This is a genomic window from Methyloceanibacter sp., assembly GCF_049590335.1.
Lineage (GTDB): Bacteria > Pseudomonadota > Alphaproteobacteria > Rhizobiales > Methyloligellaceae > Methyloceanibacter.
On the sequence record NZ_JBAWCQ010000118.1, the window covers coordinates 18,246 to 27,936 of the forward strand.

The following is a 9,691-nucleotide window of genomic DNA, read 5'->3' on the forward strand; positions in this document are numbered from 1 at the left end:
TGACGCCCCCAAAAAATGCCCAATAAGCTTACAATTTTCGGCGAATTGGCGGGGAACTCTCCTCGGCTGGGGTTAATTTTGTCTTGGCGGCTGGCGCGCCTTGGGGCATCCGCACGGGAGCCGAAATCCGCGAAGGGCACATAAAAATCAGACGAAGAGACGTTGAACGGCTTGCAAGGAAGACCCATGTATGTGAATGTAAATAGCATTCACTTAAGCCCTGAAAGGACCCCGATGCAGCTAGTTGCGACCCTCGACGATTACGGAAAGCCCGCATGGTTCGCCGCGATGATTCTCGGTTTTATCGTTTGGTGGCCAGTTGGCCTCGGTGTTTTGGCTTATCTAATCTGGAGTGGACGAATGGGATGTGGAAATAAGAAGGCTTGGCGCTCGTACTTCAAGGAAGAGGCGCAGCGGTTTAACAGCGGTTTCGCGTCAACGGGCAATTACGCCTTCGATGCCTATCGCGAGGAAACCCTGAAGCGGCTTGAAGAAGAGGCCGAGGAATTCCAGTCATTCCTGAAGCGTCTCCGCGACGCGAAAGACAAGGCAGAGTTCGACCAGTTTATGACTGAGCGCAAGCAGGTCCAGCCGGTTCAGACGAGCTAAGCGCGTTTACCCCCCTGCAAACGAGCGCCGAAAGGCGCAGGCGCAAGCCTGCGCCTTTCATTTTGTGCACATGCATTCCATTTTGGACGCAAGACAGGCTTTTCATTGGCGGCGTGCCTTGTAGGATGCGGGCCAACGCGCCCACGCACAATGGCGCCGCACCGAAACACGAAGCGTTTGAGGTAGAAAAACGATGAATTGCTCGAAGGGCCGTCGCACGGCGTTGATGATTGCTGGCCTGGGACTGATCGCCTGGGTCACCCAAGTACAGGCAAGTGATATTCAGGATCTCGTCAAGAACCCACAGAACTTTCTGGGGCAGGAGGTCGAGATGAAGGCCTCTTGCATCAAGGGTGGCCGGGCCGGCGATGTGCTGGGTTATGAGTGCACCACGAAGGACGGCGTCTACCTGAATGCCGACGACATCACGCCCGAAGAGGCGAAGGCCAAGCTCGAGGATGATTGCGCAGACGGCAAGTGCGAGGCGACGCTCAGCTTCGTGCCACACTCCTACACGACGTCGGGTGTGATCGAGCCGGATAAGGACGTTGTCGTGTTCAATTCCGAGACAGCCAAAATCAACTTCTAGGAAGGTCGGCTTCTGGGACGCGCTAGACCTCATCATCCTCAAGAACGCTTCGCGCTCCGAACGCCTTGAACGCGAACGGCAGGACCAGCGGGTTGAATGCGGTCCCGATGACAAGGCGCCGCAACCAGGGCTTTGACTGCGTCGTCGGAATGAAGACCTTGGCGAAGGCCGCGGCGTCTTCCTGGCGCTCGGCGATCGCGGGCTTCATCATTGCCTCATAGGAGGCGAACGCGGCCGCGTGGTTCCCGTCGTAGCGCTGTAACTCTTGAGCCAGAATGTAGGCGCCCGCCATGGCCATGTGAGAGCCCTGTCCGGCCAGAAGCGTCAGGCATCCGCAGGCGTCGCCAAGCAAGGTCACGCGTCCACGCGACCAGCGCGGTATGGCGATCTGCGTGAGCGTGTCGAAATAAAGCGGCGCGCTTTCCTTGCAGGAACTGAGCAGCGCCTCGCCGATCCACCCGGCGCCCTTGAAGGCACGCTGGACAAATGAAAGCTGCTGTTCGGGCGGGACATCCACTTCGTCGAGCCGGAAGACGAAGGTTGCATCGAGTTTACGCTCGCCAAGCGGGTAGTAGAATGCAACGCGGTTTGGTTCTTCATGGATTTGCGCGAACCGACCCACCGGAAGGTCGTGATCCTCGATGTGAAACGCGGCGACATAGGCGCCGAGGAAACGGGCGAACTGGCTCTCGTCGCCGAACATCAGCCGCCGGACACCCGAATGAACGCCGTCGGCGCCGAACACCAGCGCGAACTCGCCCTCACTGTCGTCGTCGAAGGCGACGTCGACATGGGTTTCCTGCTCCCTCAAGTCGGTGATTTCCGTCCCGAACCGGAGCTCGACGCCAAGGGCCTCGGCGCGTTCATAGAGAATGCGCACGAGATCGGGGCGGCGCACATAGACGTACTTTCCGTCGAGCGCGCGTTTGATACGCGATATCGGCACCGACGTGTAGGGCTTGCCGTCGGAATTCACGAATTGGAGCTTATCGATCGGATAACGCAGTGTACGGAGCTTGCCAGTGAGACCCATGCGTTGGGCCACGTCCCAGCCCGAGCCGTAGAAGTCCATCATATAGCCTTCGTCGGGCAGAGCGGGACTCCGTTCCACGACAACCGGATCGTCTCCGTATTCCTTCAGGCAAATGGCGAGCGTGAGACCCGCGATTCCCGCACCGGAAATCAAAGCCCTGCCGTCAATCGCCATACGCTCGTGCCTCTTGCGCGGGAGCCGCTCGGCTTCGACGCGCTTGCGCCGTATGCCGTCTTCTCTCGTCTATGTGTTCTCGTCCGGGGATGGCTTACCATAACCGCCCCCGGTCGGTGTTCTGATTATCACGGCCTCGCCTGGGGCGAGTCTGGTTTGGTCCGAACCTTTGAGCCGCTCCAGCGTCCCCGTGGTCCGTCGCACCCAATTTTCACCCTTGCGACCCGGCGCACCGCCCTTTGTGCCAAATGGCCGCACGGTACGAAAGCCCGAGAGAATAGCGCAGTCCATCTCTTCCAAAAATCTCAACGTGCGGACCGTGCCGTCTCCTGCACGCCATTGGCCCCCGCCGCCCGAGCCCCGCTCGATGGCGAATCGCTCCAGCAGCACAGGGTAGCGCAGTTCCAGGACCTCCGGATCGGTGAGCCGGGAGTTGGTCATGTGAGTCTGAACAGCCGAAGCCCCATCGAAACCGGGCCCCGCCGGCGCCCCTGAGCAGATCGTTTCGTAGTACTGCACCCGTTCGTTTCCGAAGGTCAGGTTGTTCATCGTGCCTTGTGCGGAACCAAGAAGCCCCAGCGCGCCGTAGAGGCAGTTGACGACAGTTTGGCTCGTCTCCACGTTGCCGCCCGCGACGGGTGCCGGATAGCGCGGCTTCAAGAGAGACCCTTCCGGCAGCACGACGTCGATATGGCGCAGACAGCCGGCGTTCAGCGGAATGTCCTCGTCGACGAGCGTACGGAACACGTAGAGTACGCAGGCGCGCGTGATCGGCTCGGGAGCGTTGAAGGTCGTTTCGGTCTGTATGCTCGTGCCGGTAAAGTCGACGACGGCCTTGTTCGCATTGTGGTCGATCTTGATCGCTACGGCGATTCGGCTGCCTTGGTCGGTCTCAAGCGCAAAGCGAGAACTTTTCAGCGTGCCGATCACCTTGCGCACCGCGTCTGCGGCATTGTCCTGCACATGGCCCATATAGGCCGCGACAGTGGCAAGACCATATTGCCGCACCATCTTGCGCAGCTCGGTGACGCCTTTCTCGTTGGCGGCGACCTGTGCTTTCAGGTCGGCAATGTTCTGCTCGACGTTGCGCGCCGGATAGGGCGCGTCCGTGAACAGGCGCCGCACGGCGTCTTCCCTAAAACGTCCACCTTCGACCAGCCGGAACGGATCGATATAGATGCCTTCTTCTTCGATCGAGGCGGCTCGGGGGCTCATCGAGCCGGGCGCGATGCCGCCCACATCAGCATGATGGCCGCGCGCGGCCACAAAGAAGAGGATCTCCGTGCCGGCCTCGTCGAAGACAGGCGTGACGACCGTAATATCGGGCAAATGCGTCCCGCCGTTATAGGGCGCATTCAGCATCCACACATCGCCGGGGCGGAGCTCGGTACCGACCTCCCGCATGATCGTTTCGACGCTTCGATCCATCGAGCCGAGGTGAACAGGGATGTGCGGCGCGTTGGCGATCAGAGCGCCGCCCGCATCGAACATGGCGCAGGAGAAGTCGAGGCGCTCCTTGATGTTGACTGAGCGAGCCGTGTTCTGCAGCGCATATCCCATCTGTTCGGCGATCGAGACGAAGAGGCTGTTGAATACCTCCAGCATGATCGGATCCGGCTTGCTAGCAGCGCCAACCGTCTCTTTGGTTTGCGGCGCGCAGGCCCGCGTCAAAAGGAGATGGTTCTTCGCCGTCACCGCCGCACGCCATTCCGGTTCCACCACGACGGTCTGATGATCTTCGATCAGGAGTGCCGGGCCCACGATCTCGGCGCCCGGTGCCAAATCGGTGCGGGCGTAGATGGGGACATCGTGCCAGTTTCCGTGGGTGAAGATGTCGGCCCGGGTCTGTGGTGTGGGCGCGAACCGTTTGGCGGTAAGGAGCGCATCGGATTCTACGATCGGCGCACCGCCGCCAATCGCCTCTACCTCGACGGCCTCGATCTCGATCTCTTTTTCCGGACTGACGAAACCGAAACGCTTCTGATGCGCTGCCTCGAACTGAGTGCGCATCTCCGCCAACGCGCCGGACGGGATCGGCAGGGAACTGTCCGTACCCTCGTAACGCAAATGCGCCTGCGCTGTGATCGCACCCGCCTCGATGCCTTGAAGCGCAAGTTCGCGCGCCGTCTCGCGCTCTAGGGGTGCACAAATCTCGGCGAGTGTTGCCATGCCGTTGGTGTCGAGCGGCGCGAGCACCGCATGGGTGCGGGTCGCGCGCACATTCGCGAGGCTCATGCCATAGGCGGATAGAACCCCGGAGAGCGGATGCAGGATCACGCTCTCGATACCGAGCGCGTCGGCGACGAGACAGGCATGCTGCCCGCCCGCACCGCCAAAACAGTTGAGCACATAGCCAGCGACGTCATAGCCCCGCTGTACGGAAATCGTCTTGATAGCGTTGGCCATATTGGCGACGGCGATCTTGATGAAGCCTTCGGCGATCTCCTCCGGCAAGCGGCCATCGCCCAGCTGCCGCGCGAGCGCATGGAAGGCCTTCACCACCGCGCGCCGGTCCAGCAGTTGGTCTTGGCCGCGCCCGAAAATCTGGGGAAACAGATCGGGCTGGAGCTTACCCGTCATGACATTGGCGTCCGTGACCGTGAGCGGCCCGCCCTGGCGATAGGCACGCGGGCCCGGATCGGCACCCGCCGAGTCCGGTCCCACCCGGAAACGCGCCTCGTCGCAATGAAGGATCGAACCTCCGCCCGCCGCGACTGTGTGTATGAGCATCATCGGGGCACGCACCCGCGCATCCGCCACGACGCTCTCGAAGCTGCGTTCCAGAACGCCGTCGTAATGGCACACATCCGTGGACGTGCCGCCCATGTCGAAGCCGATGACCCGCGAGAACCCCGCGCTTGCCGCCGTCTCTACGGCGCCCACCACGCCGCCGGCCGGGCCGGACAGGATCGCATCTTTGCCACGAAAGAGACGTGCGGACGTGAGACCGCCGGAAGACTGCATGAACAGCAGCCTCGGCGCGTCTTGTTGTGCGCCTCGGTGCGCGCGCTGGTCCCCATGCGCCGAGAGTGCGCGCGCCAAGCGGTCCACATAGCGGCTGAGCAGCGGCGACAGATATGCGTCCACCACGGTCGTATCGCCCCGGCCCACGAACTTTACCAGCGGACTCACCTCGTGGCTGACGGAGACCTGGCCATATCCCAACTCCCGGGCGAGGGCGGCTGCGTCATGCTCGTGGGCGGGATGCGCGTAGGCGTGCATGAAGACGATGGCAACGGCATCGATGCCGTCTTTGCGTGCATCTTCCAGGGCAATGCGTGTGCCCTCGAGGTCCAGCGGAACCTCGACCGTTCCGTCGGCACGGACACGCTCGGGCACCTCCACTACGCGCTCATACAACATGGAGGGTTTCTCGATCCGCCGCGCAAAGATCTTGGGGCGCGCCTGGTAGCCGATCTCAAGAGCGTCTCGAAATCCTTCAGTCACGATGAGCAGAACGCGATCGCCTTTACGCTCAAGCAGGGCGTTGGTAGCGACTGTTGTCCCCATACGCACGGTCTCGATGAGATGAGGCGGTAGGGGCGCTGCGCGCGACGCGCCGATCAGATCGGCGATGCCGGCGATGGCGGCGTCCTCATAAGATTCGGGATTCTCCGACAGCAGCTTCGTGGTCACGAGCCTGCCGTCGGGGTCGCACCCGACAATGTCGGTGAACGTGCCGCCCCGATCGATGAAGAACTGCCATTTGCCGGTCATGCTGCGGTTGGTCCGCCTGTCACGAGATCCGTTTCAGCCCGGCCTCATACTGTTTCCAGCGTCGCATATAGACATCGGCGCCGCGGGCGATCATGGCACGCATCTTGTCGTCGACCTCGCGCACGGCCTTGGCGGGCGATCCGACGATCACCGAATTGTCGGGAAACTCCTTGCCCTCGGTGATCAGGGCACCAGCGCCGACAAGACAGTGGGCGCCGATTTTGGCGCCATTCAGGACAATCGCGCCCATGCCGATCAGCGTGCTGCCTCCAATGGTGCAGCCATGCATGATGACATTGTGTCCAATGACGCAGTCCTGGCCGATGATCAGCGGGAACCCCGGATCGGTGTGGAGCGTGGAATTATCCTGCACCTGCGAGCCTGTGCCGACCTCGATCCACTCATTGTCGCCACGCAGCACCGAGCCGTACCAGACGCTGGCATTAGACTTCAGCCGCACCTTGCCGGTCAAAACGGCTGTATCGGCGACCCAATAGAGCCCGTCTGCCGGAAATTCGGGCGCCTGCCCATCAAGCTCGTAGACCGCCATTGTCGCTCCTTTCGCCTCTCAAGGGCCGTGGATACAATTCTGAGGTAGCCTTGTCATTCAAGATCGGGATAGCCTGCCGGGTCGGAAGTGCCGGAATCTCTTGTAACAATGGGATCACGCCGGTAAGGAAAAGCGCCCCCAGCAGATTCTCAAGGGTTAGAACGCGCCGATGAGCACCGAAGACACCAAAAAAGGCGGAAATCCGCTGACGATCTTTATCGTTTCACTGTGCGCCGCTATCGTGATGGCAGGCGGCTTTGCGATTGTGATCGAGGCCTTCATCCTTGCCGCGGCCAATCTGTTCGAGCTGGGGTCCACATTCGTCTGGGCCGCGAGTGGCGCCAATGCGCTTTTGGCGCTGTGGTTTGCCGTCTGGACCTTTGTCAGGTCGTGGCACGTGGAGCGGCGGCTCAGGGCCGGTCTCGAGGTCGATCAGCCGAAGATGTCGATCCTTGGCAATCTCCGAGGATAGCATAACGTTCTTGGCCCGGCGGCGGTGCGCCATCGGGGCGATTATCCCATGCGGGACAACCGAAAAGTCCCTATGGTTTAACTAGATAAAGAGGTTCTAAGGGAGTCCGCTATGTCGGTTTGGGGAAAGCTCGCAGGTGCAGCCGCAGGGCTCGCGGTCGGAGGGCCGATTGGCGCGTTGGTCGGCGGTGTCGCCGGGCACTATGTGATCGACCGGGACGGTGAGCAGGAAGGTGGCGCCGACGGCGAGGACCAGGTGGCCTTCACCGTGGGCGTTATCGCGCTGGGAGCCAAGATGGCCAAGGCTGACGGCGTCGTTACCATGGACGAGGTCAACGCCTTCAAGGAGGTCTTCAAGGTCCCGGACGGCGAGATGAAGAACGTGGCACGAGTATTCAACCTCGCTAAGCAGGAAGTGGCTGGCTACGAAGCCTATGCCGACCAGCTTGCCGGGATGTTCAAGGGCAACCGAAAACTGCTGGAAGACGTGCTGGACGGCCTGTTCCACATCGCCAAGGCCGACGACGAGTTCGATCCGACAGAGGAGGAGTTCCTGAGACAAGTGGCCAAGCGCTTCGGCTTTACCGATACGGAGTTCGGCTATATCAAAGCGCGGCACGTGGTTGCCTCGAAGCGCAATCCTTACGAGGTGCTTGAGGTCGAGCCGGCGATCACAAACGACGAGCTGAAGGCCCAGTACCGCAAGCTGATAGCGGAGAACCATCCCGACAAGCTGATCGCACGCGGCGTGCCGGAAGAGTTCATCGCTATCGCCACGGACAAGATGGCCGCCATCAACGAGGCCTATCAGCAAATCGCGAAAGAGCGCGGCCTCTAGGGTCGTCTTTTCCGCCGCCGTGGCTGATAGCCGGACCGGCGAACTTGTCGCGCGACGGCCGCACAATGGACTGGCTTGCACAATGGACAGGCTTGGATGATGGCCGCACCGGACAGCAAGCTTGCCGCGCACTGGGTGCCATCGCCCAATTTCGAGCCGCGGCCTGAGGGACGGAAGCCTAACACGCTGATCCTCCACTACACGGGGATGGAAGCGCACGATGCGGCCCGCGATTGGCTCGCATCCGAAGAGTCCAAGGTGTCCGCCCACTACATCCTCGACGAGGCCGGGATCGTCACTCAGATGGTGGCGGAGTCAGCGCGGGCCTGGCATGCGGGCCAAAGCTACTGGGCTGGCGAGACGGATCTGAATTCGGCGTCCATTGGCGTTGAGATTCACAATCCCGGTCACGACTACGACTACCCGCCGTTTCCGGATGTGCAAATCCGCGCCGTGGAGGCACTCTGCCTCGATATTATCGGCCGCCACAGTATCCCAGCCGCCCGCGTGCTGGCCCATTCGGACATTGCGCCGGGGCGCAAGCGCGATCCGGGCGAGCGTTTCGACTGGGCGCGGCTGGCTCGTGCCGGGGTCGGCCTATGGACCGAACCGGCGCCTCTGGGCGACGATATGGGCCTCGGGCTCGGCGATGAGAGCGAGGCCGTCGTAGAGCTGCAGCGCGACCTCAAGGACTTCGGCTATGGCGTCGAGGCCACGTCTACCTACGGGCGCGGCACTGAAATCGTGGTGGAGGCGTTCCAGCGGCACTATCGGCCTGCGCGCGTCGACGGCCGCGCCGACCTCTCCACCCGGGAGACCCTGAAGCGGCTCCTCGTGGTCCGCGCCGGCGCCGTGGCCTGATCTCGTTTCCTAGGCCGCAGTTGCACTCGATAGTTACGAAAAAAGGCCCGCCCAAGTTCTGGGCGAGCCTTTGAAATCATGCGGTTGGGTCTGAGCCCGACTGACTATTGATTGTCGGCATAGAAGGACTGGGCCTTGGTGAGATTGCCTTCCGGGTCCTTCATGAATGCTTCCTTGGCAGATTGCTTGCTGAAGCAATAGAGCTTCCCGTCGATCTTCTCCTGTACGGAGCAGTCGGTGAACTTCTTAACGCCCTTGGTGAGCCCAAACGCGCAGTTGTTGCTGAATTCACCCAGGTCGCCGGCGGCAAAGGCGGCGGAACCGGAAGCGGCAAACATGGTGCCGGCAATCGCAGCGGCGATAACAACCTTATTCATAAATTCTTCCTCCAAGACTTTTGTTTATATGGCGTAATCGGCCATTGAAACGCCATTCAATCGTCAGAAATGCACCCGCCGTCAATGGACAACCTTTATTCCATCGCGCTTCTAAGCCCGAGAGGCGTTGGGGAAGACCCGGTAGCAATTGGAGGGCCTTCCCCTAGCTGCGCCACGGAGGGCGCATGGCCCGGGCTACTGGTTGTCGTTGTAGAAGCTTTGGGCCTTCTTGAGGTTACCCTCGGTGTCCTTCATGAAAAGCGTCTTGGCCGTGTCGTTGCCGAAGCAGTAGGTTTTGCCGTTGATCTCGGCATTGATCGAGCAATCGGTCTCGACCTTCTTATCAAGGGCAAGGCCCATGGCGCACATATTTCCGTATTCGCCGGTCGCGGCGATCGCCGAGCCGGCGAAGAGAAGGGCGCCGGTGACGATGGCAGGGGTCAGAAATTTCATCGTTGTTTCCTCCAAGTAT

General features: G+C 61.3%; 10 protein-coding genes. 5 read left to right on the top strand and 5 right to left on the bottom strand.

Features of this window, described 5'->3' with window-relative positions; all coding sequences use genetic code 11:
- The first annotated feature begins 234 nt into the window (after positions 1–234).
- Both WBQ77_RS09450 and WBQ77_RS09455 read left to right on the top strand, forming a co-directional pair.
- Positions 235–609: a DUF2852 domain-containing protein gene (locus WBQ77_RS09450; RefSeq protein ID WP_424042037.1), complete on the top strand. Its 375-nt coding sequence runs from the start codon at positions 235–237 to the stop codon at positions 607–609.
- Between the two features lie 193 nt (positions 610–802).
- Positions 803–1,198: a hypothetical protein gene (locus WBQ77_RS09455; protein WP_424042036.1), complete on the top strand. Its 396-nt coding sequence runs from the start codon at positions 803–805 to the stop codon at positions 1,196–1,198.
- 22 nt (positions 1,199–1,220) lie between these two features.
- Here WBQ77_RS09455 and WBQ77_RS09460 read toward each other — a convergent pair whose 3' ends face one another.
- From WBQ77_RS09460 to WBQ77_RS09470, 3 genes are all read right to left on the bottom strand, one after another.
- Positions 1,221–2,405 carry an FAD-dependent monooxygenase gene (locus WBQ77_RS09460; protein WP_424059966.1) on the bottom strand — a complete coding sequence of 395 codons (1,185 nt, stop codon included), beginning with the start codon at positions 2,403–2,405 and terminating at the stop codon, positions 1,221–1,223.
- Positions 2,406–2,474: 69 nt separating this feature from the next.
- Positions 2,475–6,122 (bottom strand): hydantoinase B/oxoprolinase family protein, encoded by a 3,648-nt coding sequence (locus WBQ77_RS09465; protein WP_424059968.1) that lies wholly within the window; start codon positions 6,120–6,122, stop codon positions 2,475–2,477.
- A gap of 19 nt (positions 6,123–6,141) precedes the next feature.
- Positions 6,142–6,672 carry a gamma carbonic anhydrase family protein gene (locus WBQ77_RS09470; protein ID WP_424042032.1) on the bottom strand — a complete coding sequence of 177 codons (531 nt, stop codon included), beginning with the start codon at positions 6,670–6,672 and terminating at the stop codon, positions 6,142–6,144.
- A gap of 169 nt (positions 6,673–6,841) precedes the next feature.
- Between WBQ77_RS09470 and WBQ77_RS09475 the strand changes: the two genes are divergently transcribed.
- From WBQ77_RS09475 to WBQ77_RS09485, 3 genes are all read left to right on the top strand, one after another.
- A complete protein-coding gene (locus WBQ77_RS09475; RefSeq protein ID WP_424042031.1) occupies positions 6,842–7,144 on the top strand; it encodes a hypothetical protein in 303 nt (100 codons plus the stop codon).
- 111 nt (positions 7,145–7,255) lie between these two features.
- Positions 7,256–7,981, top strand: a complete 726-nt coding sequence (locus tag WBQ77_RS09480; RefSeq protein ID WP_424042029.1) for a TerB family tellurite resistance protein — start codon at positions 7,256–7,258, stop codon at positions 7,979–7,981.
- 96 nt (positions 7,982–8,077) lie between these two features.
- Entirely contained in the window at positions 8,078–8,842 is a 765-nt protein-coding gene (locus WBQ77_RS09485; protein WP_424042027.1) for an N-acetylmuramoyl-L-alanine amidase, read from the top strand.
- Positions 8,843–8,946: 104 nt separating this feature from the next.
- Here the strand turns inward: WBQ77_RS09485 and WBQ77_RS09490 are convergent, their stop codons facing one another.
- Together WBQ77_RS09490 and WBQ77_RS09495 are read right to left on the bottom strand one after the other, a co-directional pair.
- Entirely contained in the window at positions 8,947–9,219 is a 273-nt protein-coding gene (locus WBQ77_RS09490; protein WP_424042025.1) for a hypothetical protein, read from the bottom strand.
- A 195-nt stretch (positions 9,220–9,414) separates the two neighbouring features.
- Positions 9,415–9,691: hypothetical protein (locus WBQ77_RS09495; protein ID WP_424059970.1), on the bottom strand; the 277-nt coding region annotated here is incomplete at its 5' end.

Bases quoted from the DNA above. Each gene is read 5' to 3' on its own strand.
- WBQ77_RS09455 (WP_424042036.1), top strand. From the start codon at position 803: ATGAATTGCTCGAAGGGCCGTCGCACGGCGTTGATGATTGCTGGCCTG.
- WBQ77_RS09485 (WP_424042027.1), top strand. From the start codon at position 8,078: ATGATGGCCGCACCGGACAGCAAGCTTGCCGCGCACTGGGTGCCATCG.
- WBQ77_RS09470 (WP_424042032.1), bottom strand. From the start codon at position 6,672: ATGGCGGTCTACGAGCTTGATGGGCAGGCGCCCGAATTTCCGGCAGAC.
- WBQ77_RS09460 (WP_424059966.1), bottom strand. From the start codon at position 2,405: ATGGCGATTGACGGCAGGGCTTTGATTTCCGGTGCGGGAATCGCGGGT.
- WBQ77_RS09490 (WP_424042025.1), bottom strand. From the start codon at position 9,219: ATGAATAAGGTTGTTATCGCCGCTGCGATTGCCGGCACCATGTTTGCC.
- WBQ77_RS09475 (WP_424042031.1), top strand. From the start codon at position 6,842: ATGAGCACCGAAGACACCAAAAAAGGCGGAAATCCGCTGACGATCTTT.
- WBQ77_RS09465 (WP_424059968.1), bottom strand. From the start codon at position 6,122: ATGACCGGCAAATGGCAGTTCTTCATCGATCGGGGCGGCACGTTCACC.
- WBQ77_RS09480 (WP_424042029.1), top strand. From the start codon at position 7,256: ATGTCGGTTTGGGGAAAGCTCGCAGGTGCAGCCGCAGGGCTCGCGGTC.
- WBQ77_RS09450 (WP_424042037.1), top strand. From the start codon at position 235: ATGCAGCTAGTTGCGACCCTCGACGATTACGGAAAGCCCGCATGGTTC.